15 protein-coding genes are annotated in these 16,830 nt (G+C 47.1%); 4 read left to right on the plus strand and 11 right to left on the minus strand.

Features of this window, described 5'->3' with window-relative positions; all coding sequences use genetic code 11:
- From purB to TPET_RS08470, 11 genes are all read right to left on the minus strand, one after another.
- On the minus strand, nucleotides 1–1,296 hold the full coding sequence (gene purB, locus TPET_RS08420) for an adenylosuccinate lyase (RefSeq protein ID WP_011944062.1): 1,296 nt from the start codon (nucleotides 1,294–1,296) through the stop codon (nucleotides 1–3).
- Nucleotides 1,297–1,710: 414 nt separating this feature from the next.
- Entirely contained in the window at nucleotides 1,711–3,030 is a 1,320-nt protein-coding gene (gene rlmD / locus TPET_RS08425; RefSeq protein ID WP_011944063.1) for a 23S rRNA (uracil(1939)-C(5))-methyltransferase RlmD, read from the minus strand.
- A 3-nt stretch (nucleotides 3,031–3,033) separates the two neighbouring features.
- The gene (gene argS / locus TPET_RS08430) at nucleotides 3,034–4,674 is read right to left on the minus strand and encodes an arginine--tRNA ligase (protein WP_011944064.1); all 1,641 of its coding nucleotides are present in this window, start codon (nucleotides 4,672–4,674) and stop codon (nucleotides 3,034–3,036) included.
- A 43-nt stretch (nucleotides 4,675–4,717) separates the two neighbouring features.
- Nucleotides 4,718–5,548, minus strand: a complete 831-nt coding sequence (locus tag TPET_RS08435) for a hypothetical protein (protein WP_011944065.1) — start codon at nucleotides 5,546–5,548, stop codon at nucleotides 4,718–4,720.
- Complete coding sequence (locus TPET_RS08440) at nucleotides 5,541–6,062, minus strand: hypothetical protein (protein WP_011944066.1); 522 nt, start codon at nucleotides 6,060–6,062, stop codon at nucleotides 5,541–5,543. Before TPET_RS08440 ends, TPET_RS08435 begins: the two co-directional genes overlap by 8 nt.
- A 27-nt stretch (nucleotides 6,063–6,089) precedes the next feature.
- Entirely contained in the window at nucleotides 6,090–7,352 is a 1,263-nt protein-coding gene (gene hisS / locus TPET_RS08445; RefSeq protein ID WP_011944067.1) for a histidine--tRNA ligase, read from the minus strand.
- Nucleotides 7,349–8,836 carry a TrkH family potassium uptake protein gene (locus tag TPET_RS08450; protein ID WP_048810920.1) on the minus strand — a complete coding sequence of 496 codons (1,488 nt, stop codon included), beginning with the start codon at nucleotides 8,834–8,836 and terminating at the stop codon, nucleotides 7,349–7,351. The genes hisS and TPET_RS08450 overlap by 4 nt, the downstream gene beginning before the upstream one ends.
- A gap of 18 nt (nucleotides 8,837–8,854) precedes the next feature.
- Nucleotides 8,855–9,511, minus strand: a complete 657-nt coding sequence (locus tag TPET_RS08455; RefSeq protein WP_011944069.1) for a potassium channel family protein — start codon at nucleotides 9,509–9,511, stop codon at nucleotides 8,855–8,857.
- Nucleotides 9,508–9,939: a potassium channel family protein gene (locus tag TPET_RS08460; protein ID WP_011944070.1), complete on the minus strand. Its 432-nt coding sequence runs from the start codon at nucleotides 9,937–9,939 to the stop codon at nucleotides 9,508–9,510. Before TPET_RS08460 ends, TPET_RS08455 begins: the two co-directional genes overlap by 4 nt.
- Nucleotides 9,940–9,958: 19 nt before the next feature.
- Complete coding sequence (locus tag TPET_RS08465) at nucleotides 9,959–10,627, minus strand: rhomboid family intramembrane serine protease (RefSeq protein WP_011944071.1); 669 nt, start codon at nucleotides 10,625–10,627, stop codon at nucleotides 9,959–9,961.
- 4 nt (nucleotides 10,628–10,631) lie between these two features.
- Nucleotides 10,632–11,480: a DUF4438 domain-containing protein gene (locus TPET_RS08470; protein ID WP_011944072.1), complete on the minus strand. Its 849-nt coding sequence runs from the start codon at nucleotides 11,478–11,480 to the stop codon at nucleotides 10,632–10,634.
- A 60-nt stretch (nucleotides 11,481–11,540) separates the two neighbouring features.
- Here TPET_RS08470 and metG point away from each other — a divergent pair, with 60 nt between their 5' ends.
- The 4 genes from metG to lexA are packed head-to-tail and all read left to right on the plus strand — an operon-like array spanning nucleotide 11,541 to nucleotide 16,819.
- Nucleotides 11,541–13,430, plus strand: a complete 1,890-nt coding sequence (metG, locus tag TPET_RS08475; protein ID WP_011944073.1) for a methionine--tRNA ligase — start codon at nucleotides 11,541–11,543, stop codon at nucleotides 13,428–13,430.
- Nucleotides 13,431–13,443: 13 nt separating this feature from the next.
- A complete protein-coding gene (gene gyrA, locus TPET_RS08480; protein WP_011944074.1) occupies nucleotides 13,444–15,858 on the plus strand; it encodes a DNA gyrase subunit A in 2,415 nt (804 codons plus the stop codon).
- Complete coding sequence (locus TPET_RS08485; RefSeq protein WP_011944075.1) at nucleotides 15,855–16,229, plus strand: archease; 375 nt, start codon at nucleotides 15,855–15,857, stop codon at nucleotides 16,227–16,229. The genes gyrA and TPET_RS08485 overlap by 4 nt, the downstream gene beginning before the upstream one ends.
- Entirely contained in the window at nucleotides 16,226–16,819 is a 594-nt protein-coding gene (lexA, locus tag TPET_RS08490; RefSeq protein WP_011944076.1) for a transcriptional repressor LexA, read from the plus strand. The genes TPET_RS08485 and lexA overlap by 4 nt, the downstream gene beginning before the upstream one ends.
- Nucleotides 16,820–16,830 lie beyond the last annotated feature (11 nt).

Genomic DNA, 16,830 nt, shown 5'->3' on the forward strand with positions numbered 1-16,830 from the left:
TCACTCCTTTTCAAAACGTTCGAAGATGTGATCCACGTGTTTCAGATAATAAGAGGCATCGAAGAGTTCCTCGAGTTCTTCCTTAGTAACCAGTTTCTTAACGTCTTCATCCTCGAGGAGGTACTCGAGGAAGTGTTTTTCGGAGTTCCAGGTTTTCAGAGCGTTTCTCTGGACGATATCGTACGCCTCTTTCCTCGTGAGTCCTTTCTCTATGAGTTTCAACAGGACTCTCTGGGAAAACACGAGTCCTTTTGTGCGATCTATGTTCTTCTTCATTCTTTCTTCGTTCACCTTCATGTTCTTCACCACGTTTGTGGCCGTGACGATCATGTAGTAAAGAGTCTGCGTAGCGTCGGGAAAAACGTATCTTTCAACGGAGGAGTGTGAAATGTCCCTCTCGTGCCAGAGTGCGATGTTTTCAAGGGAAGGATCGACGTACGCCCTCATCATTCTGGAAAGTCCCGTGAGTCGCTCGCAGGTGATAGGATTCTTCTTGTGGGGCATGGCACTCGAACCCCTCTGGCCTTCCCTGAACGGTTCTTCCACCTCGAGCACTTCCGTTCTTTGGAGGTGTCTGATCTCTACAGCGATTCTTTCTATCCCCGCCGCCACGATCGCGAGTGTGGACAGATAGAAGGCGTGGCGGTCTCTCGGAACAACCTGAGTGGAGACGGGTTCAGGTTTCAAACCCAGGTACGAAAGCGCTTTCTCCTCCACCTCCGGTGGTACGTTTGCGTAGTTCCCAACGGCACCGCTGATCTTACCGTAAGAAACTTCCTCTATTGCCCTCTCGAGGCGCTGGATGTTTCTTTTCATCTCGGAGTACCACCCGAGGACTTTCAAGCCAAAGGAAGTGGGTTCCGCGTGGACACCATGTGTTCTTCCGATGGTGGGAGTGTGTTTGTATCGATTTGCAACTTCCCAGAGCACGTCACAGAATTCCCTGAGGGATTCTAACAGGATCTTCCCTGCTTCCACGAGAGCGAGGGAATTTGCGGTGTCGAGAACATCTGAAGAGGTGAGACCGTAGTGGAAGAATCTCGAGTCTTCTCCTATCATCGAGCCGATTCCTTCGACGAACGCCACCACATCGTGGTTCGTTCTCTCTTCTATCTTTTTGAACAGTTCCACATCTATCTTAGCTTTGTTCCTTATCCTCTCTGTCACTCCCTTCGGAATCATTCCCAGCTCTTCGTACGCCTTCGTCACTGCCAGTTCCACTTCCAGCCATCTTCTGTACTTCGCTTCCTCCGTCCAGAGATCCTTCATCGGTGACAGCGAATACCTTTCTACCATCTTTTTCCCTCCCAAACAGATCTCTTACGAACACGAGCGCAACAACAGGAAAAACAAGATAAGAAGCCGTTGGATATCTAACGCTCGCTACCTTCCACAACGCCATTGCTACGAGAAACCAGAAAAGCAATTTGAAAGGTACGTTCACGGCTTTTTTCTTTGCAAAACCGGTGACGACCAGAGGAAAGAAGGACAGCACCAGAAACAACTCTGCTCGATCGTAATTTGTTCCCTTCAAATATTCGAACCCCTCGAGGACGAGGATAAAGATCAAACTCACATGGAACAGAGTCTTTTCTCTCTCACTTCTGGTGAAGAAGAAAAAAACAGAGGCGACAAGAGCGAGTATCGATACAAAAGCACTGTCTTTCCATGAGAGAACAGCGAAGATCAGAGAAAGTCCCGATCCTAACATCATCGATCCCCTTTCACGAGAGTCACAGCAGTTTCCACATGGTAAGTCTGGGGAAACATGTCGAAGGGCTTCACCCTGAGAATAGAGTAGCCGTTCTCCACCAACACCTTGAGATCCCTCGCCAGAGTGGAAGGCTCACAGGAAACGTAAACGATCCTTTCGGGTGAAAGTCTCACTATTTCTTTCACCACTTCTGGACCCGCACCTGATCTCGGTGGGTCCAGGATTATTCTGTCTGCCCTTCCGCTGTAGTTTTTCAGGAAATCCAGTACATCCTGTTCCACGTATTCTATGTTCCTTCTGCTGTTTATGTTCGCGTTAGCCTTTCCAGCCTTCACAGCGACCCTGCTGGATTCAACAGAGATCACCCTCGCTGCTGAGAAGGAAGCCCTCACAGAAAACGTTCCAATACCCGCGTACAGATCGAGCAATACTTCGTTACCCTGAAGTGCCAGTTCCCTGTACACATGATCTATCAGTTTGGATGTGACGGAGTAGTTACTCTGAAAGAAGGCGGTCGGTGGAATTTGAAACCTCTCCCAGTCGAACTCTTCTACAATTACACCCTCACCATAGAGGGTTCTGTACGGTCCCCTCAGAACCACAGAGTCTTTCGAATTCATCACATGGATGATGGAGTGGATCTTTGGAAATCTCTTCAACACAGCTCGAACCAGATCCTTTTCCCAGGGAAAGGATTCTGTCTTCGTCACGAAAATCACCATGAACTGGTCCGTGCTGAATGCGTACCTGATCACGAGGTGCTTGAGTACTCCCTTTTTCGTTTCCCAGTTGTAAACAGGAACGTTGAGTACTTGAACGGCCTCTTTGACGGTGTTCAGAATCTCACCCGTGCCTTCCGGTGCCACTTCACAGTCTTTTATATCGATCACAAAATCGGAGTCTCTCTTTTTCAACCCTAATTTTCTTCCCTGGAAATGAAACTCCATTTTCGTCCTGTAATGAAAAACAAGGTCACTCGGTTCCACATCTTCCACTTCTGCCTTTAGATTTGAGCGTTCGAAAAGATCAAGCAATACCTCCTTTTTGTATCGGAGCTGGGTTTCATATTTCACATCCATCCAGTGACAGCCACCGCATCTTCCGAAGTACCTGCAGGGTGGTTTCGTTCGATCTTCAGATTCTTTCAGAAGGGAAACTACCCTTCCAAAAGAAAAATCCCTTTTCTCTCTGTAAGTCTTTATCAGAACTTCCTCACCGGGATACGCTCCTTCGACGAGAACCACCTTGCCGTTCGAAAGATGGGCAAGGCCGTAGCCTCCGTTGACCATTTTTTGTATCTTCACCTGCTCCAGCATCTTTCACATCCTTTCTGGTGCAGAAACTCCTATGAGTTTCAGGCCCTTTCTTAAAACGATACCCGTTGCGAGGGCGAGGTTGAGTCGCGCGTTTGAAAGTTCGGGATTTTCAGGATCCACTATCACGTGTTTGGTGTAGAACGCGTGGAAGGACTCAGCGAGCGACTGGAGATAGTTCGTGAGCCTGTTCGGTGCAAACATCTGCGCGACCTCTTTCAGAACGGTGTTGAACATTCCAAGGTTTCTCATCAAAACCCTTTCTTCTTCGTTTCCAAGCAGTTCAAGGTGTTTTCCCTCTTCAAACTTCACACCTTTCTTTTCCGCGTTGGAGAAGAGATTGTAGATCCTAGCGTGTGCGTACTGAACGTAATAAACTGGGTTATCCATGGATTTTGCCTTCGCCAGATCGATATCGAACACCATGTGGGTATTTGGATCTACCATCGCGAAGAAGTATCGAACAGCGTCTCTTCCCACCTCGTCGAGAAGTTCGTCTAAGGTGACGAATTCTCCTGCTCGCGTGGACATGCGAACGATTTCATCATCACGTTTCAGAGTAACGAACTGATGCAGTATTACGTTGAAGAAATCGTCAGGAATATCGAGGGCTTTCATCGCTGCTTTCATCCTTGGTATGTGGCCGTGATGATCACTACCCCAGATGTCGTAAACCTTCCTGAAACCTCTCTTGTACTTCTTGTAATGATACGCAATGTCTGTCATGAAGTACGTGTATGTGCCATCGCTTCTCACGAGAACCTTGTCCTCTTCATCTATGAAGGCAGAGACTTTCAACCACACAGCACCGTCTTTTTCGTAAACAACATCCCTGTCTTTGAGAAGTTTCAGCACCTCTTCGACAGTTCCATCCTCTATCAAACTCTTTTCTGAAAAGTACACATCGAACGAAGAACCGATCTTTTCGAGAGTATCTTTCATAGAAGAGAGAATCCTGTTCAGCGCTGTCTGTTTGAAAAGCTCTTCCACTTCTTCGTTCCACAGATCTTTGTATTTATCTCCGATCTCACTCACCAAATCCCTCGCGATGTCCACGAGGTATTCCCCACGGTAGCCCCCTTCGGGAATTTCTTTTTCAACTCCAAGAAGCTGATTGTACCTCGCCCAGAGAGACTGAGCGAGAAGCTTTATCTGTTTTCCAGCGTCGTTTATATACATTTCTCGTGTAACATCGTAACCGAGTTCTTTGAAGACTTCGGAAAGAACGTCACCTATGATGATCTGTCTACCGTGTCCAACGGTGAACGGTCCCGTTGGATTTGCACTTCCATACTCGAACTGTATTTTCACTCCGTTTCCAGTGTTTTCTCTCCCGTATTCGTCTTTTCTTTCCAGCACAGTTTTAACCACTCCGCGGAGCAGTTCGTTCGACAGGAAGAAATTTATGAAACCGGGTCCCATGATTTCTATCCTGTCAAACGAGGGATCTTCATCGAGACTTTTTACGATTTCTTGGGCTATCTCACGCGGGTTTTTCTTGAGAGTTTTCGCGAGCTTCATGGCAGCATTGGTGGACAGATCTCCGAATTCCTTTTTGGGTGGAATTTCGATTTCGAATTCGATTTCTGAATCGTACACTTTAGAGATGACTTCAGACACCTTTTGCCTGATCGTGTTCACCAGCACCCTACTGCACCTCCAGGTTTCAGATTTTGCTGATTTTTCGGAGTTATCCCCTGAAAAGTATGTGTTTCACCGTATCTATTCTGTGTCTCTTTCCCTTTAGAAGATCCAATTCGAGATCCACGGACATTTTCACACCACAATCTTGTCGCAAAAAACCTGTCAGGTTCGGCGTGAGTGGAATAGGAGCGCTCACATAGTTTTTCCCTCTGTAAGTTTTTCCAAGGAACGTTCCTTTTGGAGAAACTTTTATTCCAAAAACTTCAAGGCTCTGGGAACGTGCCCATAGGCCCTTCTTTTCTTTCCACCAATCGTTTTCTTCCGTCTCCAGATCGAAGTGAATGAAAGTAAAAACGTCCTTTTCCACTAATGGTCTCAAAGCCTTTGAGGAGAGTGTGTCTTCTTTTCTAAGAATTGCGACGTACCATCCTCCAAAATCTGAAACCACGAACCTTTCCCTGAGAGTGTATCGATGCACCACTTCACCGTTCTCTATCACCAGTACATCTGGGGATGTCCTGAAGGTTTCCACACCCGGAGCGACGATCGGTACATTCAATCCTTTCGAAATGAATCGAAGCAGATCTGTGTAAAATGGATCGAGTCTTTCAAAACGCTCCATTCTTATCGGGGAAACTCCGGCGAGAAGATTTCCCGTCAATCTCGGGAAGATCAGAAGATCCATGAAGAGAAGGTCTTCCTGTAAAACTTCCATCAGAGCATCTATGAAATCGTCTGCGGATTTGAACATCTGGTCCAGAGGAAACGTGACGCACACTACTCTTTTTACACCTTTTCTCCTTCGGTGCTCTCTTGAAATTTTTCTTTTCGGAACCAATCGCTTTTTCACCATTTTCCAGATAATGTTCTCAAACATCTTTGACTTCCTCCGATGAAAAGAAACTCTTTTTCAGCTCCAGAAAAACAGGAGCTACTCCCTCCGCTACTACCCCCGTTTGATTCTTCGTTTTTTCGAGAGGGAAGTAAATGTTGTTGTGAACCTTCCCCAGGAAATTCAATAAAACTATGGAGGCCAGAGCCGTTTCCTGTGTGTGCGCCCAGAACTTTGCCTTCACAAAATTGAAATCTATGAAGTTGTGAATCTCACAAAAACCGACCACCAGTTTTGCATCGTTCTCTTTTGCGATGTAGAAGACTTCCGGGTAGAGGGCAAGATCTCCACCCACCACAAAAATCTTTATGCCGGTATCCGCGATCCCGAATTCGTAACCTTTTCTCCATTCTTTCCCATTTTTTCCGACGATGAAGAATTTGCTGGTACCCACGATGGAAAATCTGGCGTTGTCCGGAATCACATCCAGCCAGGATACGAAAAGGTCTATCGTTTCAAACTCTTCAAGAGATACGGGTGACCCAACCAGAATTTTCAACTTGCCCCACCCATTTCAAGTATAGCATCAATCTTTTGAGACTCTTTCAGCGATGTAATCGACGGCGAAATCTCGATCGACTTCAACCTGGTCTCCTGTTTCGAGGTCGCGGAGAATTACGATTCCTTTCTCCAGTTCCTCATCACCAATAATAACCGCGTACCTCGATCCCATTCTGTGGGCGTGTTTAAGCTGACCGGAAAGTTTTCTATCCATGATGTCCACATCCACACTCAAGCCTTTCTTTCTCAATTCAACCGCGAGCTGAACGCCATCCGCAAAGGCCTTTTCACCAAGAGTTACGACATAAACAAGATGAACGTTTTTTATCGGGATTTCTATCTCCTCTGCTTTCAGAGCGAGTATTATTCTCTCTATACCACCTGCAAAACCAAGAGCGGGTACAGAAGAACCTCCGAGCTCCACGAAAAGGCCATCGTACCTTCCGCCACCCGCGATGGTGTTCTGGGCTCCCAGACCTTCGTGTCTCACCTCAAAGACCGTTCTGGTGTAGTAGTCGAGCCCGCGAACCAGAGTGTGATCTTCTACGTATTCGATCTCGAAAGTGTTGAGGTATTCTTTCAACTTCTCATAATGTGTCTTACAGGAATCACAGAGATAGTCGACGCTCTTCGGTGCATTCAGAGCGTATTCGTGGTCCACCTTGCAATCGAGCAGTCTCAAAATGTTCGTCTCGTAACGTCTTTTGCAGTCGTCACAGAGATTAGCCAGGATTTGACCGTAATACTCCTTGAGAGCTTCGCGATAGTTTTTTCTACACGCCGAACAGCCTATGGAGTTCAAGTGAATCCTGTATTTCGTGAGTCCGAGCTTTCTCAAGAAGGTATCGACCAGCATGATCACCTCGAAATCCGCTTTTGGAGATTCGGATCCGATGATCTCAAAACCTACCTGGTGGAACTGCCTCAATCTCCCCGATTGTGGTTTTTCGTATCGAAACATGGGACCTATGTAGTAATATCTCTGCTGAAAACCCCTATCTATCAGAGAATTTTCCAGAAAAGCCCTGACGACAGGTGCAGTACCCTCTGGTCTCAGAGTGATGCTCCTTCCCGCTTTGTCCTGGAAGGTGTACATCTCTTTTTGAACGATGTCTGATTCTTCCCCCACACTTCTAACGAAAAGCTCCGTCTGTTCGAATATGGGAGTTCTGATCTCCTCTATTCCTGCGCTTTCACATACGTTTCTGAAGGTTTCCTCAACGTATCTCCAGTACCATATCTCTTCACCGAAGATATCATTTGTTCCTTTTATCCTCTTGTAATTCAACTATTCACACCTCCTCTTCCTTCGAAAAGGATCTTCACATCTCTTATGATTCTCACGATCGCGTAGAAAACGACGAGGAATTCCAGTCTTCCAAGGAACATGCCAACCGTCATAGTCCATATTACACCCACCGGAAGATCCGGGCTGGTGAGACCCACCGAGAGACCAACTCCATTCATAGCGGATGAGAATTCGAACATGGAGATCAGTGGATCGTATCCGTAGCTCATGAGGATCAAAGTTCCCACCAGGTAGGTCAGGGCGTAGACACCGAAGAAAACGAACATGTCCTTTATGATTCCGTTGTCTATGGTCCTTCTTTTTTCTCCTTTCCAGACGACGATCTTTTCAACTTTTCGTCTCGGCCCTATGAAATCGATGATGGATCGATATATCAGTTTCAGTGTGACGAACACTCTGAACTGTTTCAAACCATCTGCAGTTGAATCCATCATTCCACCGAGCATCATGATAACGGTGAGAAGATACACAGCGATTGGAAGAAGAGTAACCCATGGAACAAGATCGGCGTTGGAGAACCCGGTAGTCGTTATCGCAGAGACCACCTGAAAAATCACGTACCTGAGTGCCTTTTCGTGAAAAACCTTCTTGGCCGGTTGCAAAAGAAACAGCGATGCGATGACAATGGTGAACCCCATGAGCCAGGGTTCTCCGTTCTTGACGAAGGCTTTGAAATTTCCCTTCCAGAGGGTGTAGTGGATTCCAAATCCCGTTCCACCGAGTAACATGAGAACGATGGTTATCACTTCTATCGATACACTGTTATAGTACCCAATACTCGAGTTCTTCACCGAAAAACCACCCGTTGCGAGAGCGGTGAGAGAATGGTTGAAAGCGTCGAACCAGGGCATACCGGCCATGTGAAGAAGGAACACTCCAGCGACGGCGTACGCGACGTATATAACCATGATAACCTTCGTGGAATGGGTCACATTTGGAAGTATGTTGTCCACCCGGCCTTCAGAACTGTAGAGGGAAGCCCCAAGAGGCCCGATCAATGTGGCAAGCATTATAACGGCAAAGCCCGCTCCTCCAATGAACTGCATGACGCTTCTCCATACCAGAAACACGTGTGGAAGCTTCTCCACGTTGGGGAACATGGTGAGCCCTGTTGTAGTCCAGCCACTTGTGGCCTCGAATATCGCCTGATGGAGATTCAAAAGACCTGCTATGGTGAATGGAAGCGCCGAAAGGACCACCGCAGCGCACCACGTTGTGACGACTATCACCGCACCTTCTTGATATCCCACTACACGAGTCTCATTCAATTTTGAAACTTTTTTAAGAACCACACCGGAAACAAAAGAAATGATCGAGGGAACCAGAAAAGACGTTATGTACATCCACTCTTCAGGATAGAAAATCACAAAGATTGTTGGTAGAAGAAGGATCACAGGAAACCAGACCAGAAGCTGACCTACGTACCAAAAAATCACCTTGAGTCTGTATTTGATGCTGGTCATCAGGTCTTCCAATTCTTCTCACCTTCCAAGCAGCGTTTCTTCCACTATTTCTTTGGCTTCTGCACTCGCGATCACGTACAATTTATCACCAGAGAGGATTTCCGTATCTCCTCTCGGAACCACGAACACTCCACCGCGAACGATAGCAGCAACGATACTATCCCTTGGAAGCGGAAGATCTTTCAACTTCTTTCCCACAACCGGACTGTCTTCTTCCACGTTCACACTCATGAACTCGATACCTTGTTCCAGCGGTATGATACTGGAAAATTCATCCGGAAAGATGAGAGCCTCCACCGTGTTCGTTATGAGGGTGGTGAGATTCAAAACGGTTGTGATACCCATTCTCTTGAATATTTCCATGTTTCCCGGATCGTTAACAAGGCTCACCACTCGTTTTACCCCGAAGTCTTTCATCACGAGTTGTGCGATGAAGAGATTAACCTCATCCCTCGGAGTTAGAATCACCACCACATCGTTTTTTGAAATCTCAGCGTCTCTGAGGACCTCTTTATAACTACCATCTCCGTGTATGATCGTCGCCTTCAATTTCTTGGCGAACTCTTCGCAGAGTTCTCTGTCTTTGTTTATGATCACCACGCCGTACTTTCGCAACAGCATGGAGCGCGCAAGGTAATACGCTGTCATTTCTCCACCGATTATTATGACTTTCAATCTTCTTCACTCCCTGTGATGAACTCCTTCACTTTCTCTATCATAAGAACAGCGGGACAGATGGTCTTTATTCCATTCTCCTCAAAGATCTTTATTCTTTCCGGATCGTAGACCCTGGCGATCACGTTCTCTACGTTGAACATGTACCTTGCGTTCATCGAGATGAAGAAATTCGTGCTGTCGTCATTCGTGAACGCAAACACCATGTCCGCTTTTTCCATACCACACTCTTTCAGAGTTTCAAACTCTGCGGCATCCCCCACCACGGTGAAGCCAGAAAACTCGGAATTGAGCCTGTGAAACGCGTATTCGTTTTTATCCACAACCACGACACTGTGCCCCGAAGAGGACGCGAGATTGGCTATCAACGATCCAAGTCTTCCACAGCCGAATATCACGATGTACTTGCTTTTCTGTTTTTTTGGCATACTGTTAGCTCCCTCACCTTCAATATCTGTACCTGTGAATCCTTCTCATCCTTAAAATATATCCCCAAATCATCCCGTAGACAAATCCACCTATGTGTGCCCACCACGCTATTCCGTAGGATCCAACAAGGCCGTTCAGAACTTGGATAAAGAACCAGATCATCAGATAGTAGAACGCGGGTATTTCCACGAGTGTGAGGAAGAAGAAGAACGGAAACAAAGTCACTATTCTCGAGTACGGAAACAGCACGAAATAAGCTCCCATAACTCCGGACACCGCACCGGATGCACCAACCATGGGAGTTGTTGAATGAAGTGTAAAAACGAACTGTGCGAGTGCGGCAAAAATGCCGGCAGATAGATAAAACAGAGTGTAGCCAAAGTGTCCCATCTCGTCTTCTGTGTTGTCTCCGAATATCCAGAGGAACCACATGTTACCCAGGATGTGCCAGAATCCTCCGTGCAGGAACATGTGGGTTATAAAAGGAAGAAGAGAAAAGCCAAGTGTTTCTTTTATCCTCTCAACTGTGTAACGAGCCGGCACAAGACCGTACCTGTACATGAACAGGAGAAGTTCTCTATCGTTCAACATGAGTTCATACACGAAAACAACCACGTTTATCAAAATCAAAGCCATCGTCACGTAAGGTTTCTTTCTGCTTGGGAGAATGTCGTAAAGAGGAAGCACAATATCACCTCATCAGATAATCAGATATGTTCGATCTTTCCACCACTTCTGGCACTATCTTCGATCCGTCTCCTGTCACAATCACAACCACACCTGGACCGTGCCCTGCCGAAACGCAGGCTGAGTGTACCACAACACCTATCGATACCGCACCTTTCTTGTACTTTCCTACTCCATAGGAATTGTCGTGGTCTTGAATTGCAACAAGGTCCCCAAGTCTCAAATCCTTTACTCCAAGATCCTCGGGATTCGATGCCATTATATCGTAGTCGGTGGAAGCACTGCTCGAGGCACCAATTCCAGATCCCATCATGTACGATGGAATCTTCGCAACAACAGGTACGTGGATTTTCCCGTTCTTTTCCTGTACTCCGAGTTTTTCGAAAAGATCTGGATCGATGTTCATCACCTTCACATCCGGATGGTCCAGAAGTTTCAATCCCTGCCCCCAGGCCTTTATCAATATCTTATCTCCTACCGTAAGCTTTTCAAGAACATCATCCTCAAAGTGAACGAGAACATGGTTCACCCCTCCGTGTTTTCCCGTGACGAATCCCCTACTTCCCTTCGCGTCTCCAGACATCACGATCACTTCGTTTCCTATACACGAGAGAGTCATCAGCGGTATTTCCTCTTCCTTATTCCTTGCCATGACAGAAACACCCGGTTCTACGTGGTCTCCTGCCCATCCGTAAGCACTGTCACCCACTTTCACGTTGTAGGTGATGCCCCCAAGCACTGGAATTACCCTCACTGTCCCTTCGGTTGTTACACTGTAAGGAGACCTCATTTTCGCTGGAGCGATCTCTCCAACAACCGAAATTCGAACGAGTCTGTCTTTGTTAGTTCTCACAAATCTCACCTCCAGTGTGTGGTATCATTGAGTAGATAGGGAAAACAAGGAGGTGACACTTTGAAATTTTACATCACCACCCCAATCTACTACGTGAATTCTGAGCCTCACATAGGAAGTGCCTACACCACTATTGTAGCCGATATCATCGCTCGCTACAAACGTTTCATGGGTTACGATGTGTTCTTTCTCACGGGAACGGACGAACACGGCCAGAAGGTCCTGCAGGCAGCCCAGCAGGCTGGAAAGGACCCGCAGGAATTCTGTGACGAACTGGCTGAAAAGTTCAAACAGCTCTGGAAAGAACTGAAGATCACGAACGATTATTTCATCCGAACCACAGACGAAATGCACATGAAAACCGTCCAGGAATTCGTTGCGAAGATGAAAGAAAACGGAGACGTCTACAAGGGCATCTACAAGGGATGGTACTGTGTCCCCTGTGAGACGTTCTGGAACGAGGACGAGGTTATAAAGGAAGGAGAAGAACGTTTCTGTCCGGAGTGTAAAAGACCCGTCAAATGGGTGGAGGAAGAGAATTACTTCTTCAGACTTTCGAAATACAGAGATCCTCTCCTGAAGTACTACGAGGAGCATCCCGATTTTGTGGAACCGGACTTCAGAAGAAACGAGATGCTGAAGATTCTCGAAGGTGGTCTCAAAGACCTGAGCATCACCAGGACGACCTTCAAATGGGGCGTTCCCATGAAGGACGATCCGGAACACGTGATCTACGTGTGGGTGGACGCGCTCATAAATTACATATCCGCTATAGGATACGGCTGGAACGATGAGATGTTCAATAAATGGTGGCCTGCAGATTTGCATCTGATAGGAAAAGAAATAAACAGATTCCACTCCATCATATGGCCTGCGATGCTCATGTCGGTTGGACTCCCACTTCCAAAAAAGGTGTTCGCACACGGGTGGCTCACGGTGAACGGCCAGAAGATCAGTAAGTCCCTCGGCAACGCTATAGACCCCAGATTCTTCGTGAAGAGATACGGCAACGACGTGGTGAGGTATTACCTGATACGGGATATCATGTTCGGAAAAGACGGCGATTTCTCGGAGGAAAGGCTCGTCCACAGATTGAATTCCGATCTCGCGAACGACTACGGAAATCTCCTTCACAGGATCACGGCTATGATAAAGAAGTATTTCAACGGAAGACTTCCTTCTCCTTCTGCTCAGGAAGGGCTCGATAGCTGGCTGAAGGAGAGATTCTTCGAAACAAAAGACGCTTACCATGAACTCATGGATTCCTACCGGCTCACAGAAGCCCTGGACAAGATATGGGAGTTCATAGCAGATGTGAACAAGTACTTCAACGACACGAAGCCCTGGATACTTGGAAAAGAGGGAAATATGGAAAGGCTCGGAACGGTGCTGTACAACTCACTGGAGGCCGTGTTCAAGGTGGCTCTGATGACACTCCCGGTGATGCCAGACACCTCCAAAGAAGTGTTCAGGAGAGTGTCCTTTGAAGAAAAGCCTTCGAAGGAACATCTGGAAAACTGGGGAGTTCTGAAGTCTGGTTCCACAGTGATCCACGGCGAACCTCTCTTCAGAAAAATCGACGCGAAAGACTTCAAAAAGGTGGTGGAGACGGTGTCGGTCGAACAGAACGTGATCACAATAGATGATTTTTCCAAAGTAGATCTCAGAATTGCAAAGGTCCTCGAAGCGGAGAAGGTTCCAAATTCCAGAAAACTTCTCAGATTGATAATCGATCTTGGAACGGAAAAGAGACAGATAGTGGCGGGAATTGCAGAACACTACAAACCCGAAGAACTCGTAGGAAAACTGATCGTCGTTGTCGCTAATTTAAAACCCGCAAAACTCATGGGCATAGAGTCTCAGGGAATGCTCCTCGCCGCAAAGTCCGGCGATACCTTGAGACTTTTGACTGTAGATGGAGAAATCACACCAGGTGCGAAGGTGTCCTGACGGAGGGATGTGAATGCCAGAGATCCTGATAAACAAACCCGTAGAGGATGAACTTGTTGAGTCTTATCTTCTGTACTCGATGAGCGTTATAGTGGGAAGGGCCATTCCGGACGTTCGGGATGGCCTCAAACCCGTTCAGAGGAGAATTCTCTATGGAATGTACGAACTCGGTCTCAAACACAACTCACCCACCAAGAAGAGTGCGAGAATCGTCGGTGAAGTGATGGGTAAGTACCATCCTCACGGTGACGCACCCGTGTACGATGCCCTCGTGAGGATGGCTCAACCGTTCACGATGAGATATCCACTCATCGAGGGTCAGGGAAACTTCGGTTCCATAGACAGAGACCCTCCAGCTGCGATGAGGTACACGGAAGCGAGACTCACGAAGCTTGCCGAAGAAATGCTCGAAGACATAGAAAAGAACACGGTGAACATGGTCGACAATTTCGACGGCACGTTGAAGGAGCCGGAAGTCCTCCCATCCAAGGTGCCAAATCTCATAATAAACGGTGCCTCCGGTATAGCGGTGGGAATGGCCACAAACATACCTCCACACAATCTCTCCGAGACCGTGGATGCCCTGATTTATTTGATCGATCATCCAGAAGCCACGGTTGAAGAACTCATGCAGTTCATAAAAGGACCGGATTTTCCCACAGGAGCCGTGGTAGTGAACGCTTCTGAATTGAAGAAGGTTTACGAAGAGGGAAGAGGCAGGATCATCGTCAGAGGAAAGGTGCACGTCGAGGATGGAAAGAGAGTAAAGCGAGTCGTCATCACGGAGATTCCGTACGGAGTCAGTAAAGCGGGTCTCATAGAACAAATAGCAAAAATAGCGAAAGACGACGAATCACTCCCAATCAGGAACATAAGAGACGAATCCGATAAACGCGGAATGAGGATAGTTATAGAGATCCCGAAGGACACCAGCGAAGAGGTCATAATAAACAATCTCTACAAGAGAACTGCTCTTCAGGATTACTTCAACGTTCAAATGCTGGTCATAGACAAACACAAAAGACCCAGGTTGATGAATTTGAAAGGATTGATGGAGGCCTTCCTCGAGCACCGCTTTGAAGTCATCAGAAGAAGGGCAAGGTACGAATACGAACAGTACACAAGGAGGGCACACGTTGTTGAAGGTCTCTTGAAGGCGGCAAGAGCGATAGGTGTTGTTGTGGACATCGTGAGGAACAGCAAGGATGTGGAAAGTGCGAAGCAATCACTCATGGAAACACTCGAAATCACCGAAGAACAGGCAAAAGCCATTCTCGACATGAGACTTTCGAGGCTGACTTCCCTCGAAATAGAGAACCTTCAAAACGAATACTCCGATCTGGTCAGGAAGATCTCAGAAGTGAAGGAAATACTCGAGAAGGACGAAAAAGTAAAGGAGATAATGAAAGAAGAATTCCTCTACTTGAAGCAACAATACGGGGATCCCAGAAGAACAGAAATAACAGATCAAAGTATCCAGTACAACGAAGAGGAACTCATTGTCGAAGAAGACGTGGTGATAACATTGAGTCATAACGGCTATTTAAAGAGCACACCGCTGAACAGCTACAGATCGCAGAAGCGTGGGGGTAAAGGAATCACCGTCTCGAAACTCACTGAAGATGACGAGGTCGAGTTCGTTGTGGTCGCGAAAAACACCGCATCGACCCTGTTTATAACGAACCTCGGACGGGCGTATGTTCTCAAGAATTATCAGCTGGAAACCACCGGTAGAAACACGAGAGGAAGACACATCACCGCGTTTCTGAATCTCGAAGACACAGAAAAGATCGTGGCACTCGCTTCTCTGAACGGTGATGGCAATGATCTTGTGATCGTTACAAAATCTGGGAAGATCAAAAGAACCGCTCTCAAAGAGTTTGAAAACGCCACCAGCAATCGCGGTGTCAGAGCCATAAAGATAGAACCTGGAGATGAGATCGTCAGCGCCAGGGTTGTTAACAGCGAAAAAGAAACACTCATAGTGGCAACGAAGATGGGTATGGCCATCAGATTTCCGGTGAGTGATGTTCGCAGAATGGGAAGAAATGCGGCCGGAGTTCAGGCGATAAAGCTTCAGCCAGGAGACGAAGTGGTGAGTGTGGACGTGATACCTCCAGGTGAGGAAGGAGAGATTCTCACCGTGACAGAGAAGGGATTCGGCAAGAGAACACCCGTTCAGCTGTACAGGATTCAAAGAAGGGGAGGAACGGGTCTCAGAAACATCTCCGATGTGAACAAAACGGGATACGTAGTAGCTGTGAGATACGTGAGGGGCGACGAAGAGATAGTGGTGGTCACAAGAAACGGCATGATGATCAGATTTCCCGTGTCTGAAATCGGTGTCATCGGTCGTGTAACGAAAGGTGTGAAACTCATCGAACTTGGAGACGATACCATATCGAAGGTGGCGGTGGTGAAAGATTGAGGAAACCCATAGAGCACACTGCCGATATCGCTTACGAGATATCCGGGAACTCTTACGAAGAACTTCTGGAAGAAGCGAGGAACATCCTTCTCGAAGAAGAAGGAATCGTTTTCGATACCGAAAAGAAGGAGAAAACGTACCTTCTTGAAGAGACGGAGGATGCTTTCTTTGACACGGTGAATGACTGGATTCTCGAGATATCGAAAGGATGGGCTCCCTGGAGGATTAAAAGGGAAGGGAACGGGTTAAAAGTAACTTTCAGGAAGATCAGAAAAAAAGAGGGGACCGAAATAAAAGCCCTCACATACCATCTTCTGAAGTTCGAGCGTGATGGAGATGTTCTGAAAACGAAGGTGGTGTTCGACACTTGAAAGATCTCACGGAAAGGCAGAGAAAGGTGCTTCTGTTCATAGAAGAGTTCATAGAGAAAAATGGATATCCCCCCTCGGTGAGGGAGATCGCGCGGCGCTTCAGAATCACCCCGCGCGGCGCTCTTCTCCATCTAATTGCTCTGGAGAAGAAGGGTTACATCGAAAGGAAAAACGGCAAACCGCGGGCACTGAGGGTTTCGAAAAGCATAAGGAACAAAATACCTCTGATTGGAGAGATTCGTGCAGGTGAAAAAAGAGAAGCGGTTGAATACCTGGAAGATTACATAGAAATTCCTGAGAGCTTTCTTTCGAGCGGTTACGATCACTTTTTGTTGAAAGTAAAAGGAGAAAGCATGATAGAAGAACACATCTGTGATGGGGACCTCGTTCTTGTGAGAAGACAGGATTGGGCGCAGAACGGGGATATCGTGGTGGCGATGGTTGACGGAGAGGTGACGCTAAAAAAGTTCTATCAGAGAGGTGATACGGTAGAGTTGAGGCCCGCTAACAGAGAGATGTCGTCGATGTTTTTCAAGGCGGAAAAGGTGAAAATCCTGGGTAAAGTGGTGGGAGTTTTCAGAAAACTCTAAGGGGGGATAAA

The organism is Thermotoga petrophila RKU-1 (assembly GCF_000016785.1).
In the GTDB taxonomy this organism is placed as follows: domain Bacteria; phylum Thermotogota; class Thermotogae; order Thermotogales; family Thermotogaceae; genus Thermotoga; species Thermotoga petrophila.